Here is a 606-nt window from a genome sequence, read left to right as displayed (position 1 = left end):
CTTTAACGTTTTTAATTTGGTGTGAGATCAAAAAAAGAATCTCTTCCAAGATGTTTACCGTTTACTCTTGCTGAATTTTCAATTAAGCCTTTTTCTCCAATAGGGTAAAAGGAATAATCAAAAAAACCTAAATATACTTTTCGTTCCGCTTGAAACAATCGTTTTTCTTTATTAATCAATCGAAATCTCAGGGAGGTGTTAAATCGCATCCATTTCTCAATTTGTTCTCCATAAATTTTAATCGCTTCATTTCTGCTTAAATTTAAGTCTTGACCAGCATCGCTATTAAATTGAGAATGGTATACATGAATTAAATCTTTCTCAGAATATATAAAAAAATCTTTTATTGCAGAAAAGCCTTTTATCGCATCGTATACAATTTCTTTTTCTTCACTAGTTGTTAAAACAGGTATTTTTTTTCGTATAATGACTCTTGCATTTTCCGGCATCTCCATTACTTCATAGCCTTCAGGAATATAATTTATTAAATTAGTATACTCCTGAGAAGTTGTTACATAATATCGCTGAGCACCGGTTTTAGTTTCCACTGCACGGAAAAAATGCTTTTTCCCATGAAAATTAGTATATGAATATGGCATTTACTGA

The 606-nt window shown here is 30.7% G+C and carries 1 protein-coding gene; it reads right to left on the bottom strand.

Going from position 1 to position 606, the window contains the following annotated elements; genetic code table 11:
- Window positions 1-11: 11 nt before the first annotated feature.
- Window positions 12-548 carry a hypothetical protein gene (locus F0000_RS27550; protein WP_149627892.1) on the bottom strand — a complete coding sequence of 179 codons (537 nt, stop codon included), beginning with the start codon at window positions 546-548 and terminating at the stop codon, window positions 12-14.
- Between the last annotated feature and the right edge of the window lie 58 nt (window positions 549-606).

It is taken from the genome of Aquimarina sp. RZ0, assembly GCF_008370685.1.
In the GTDB taxonomy this organism is placed as follows: domain Bacteria; phylum Bacteroidota; class Bacteroidia; order Flavobacteriales; family Flavobacteriaceae; genus Aquimarina.
Note: the sequence above shows the minus strand (reverse complement) of the source record. Positions and strands in the feature narration are given on the sequence as shown.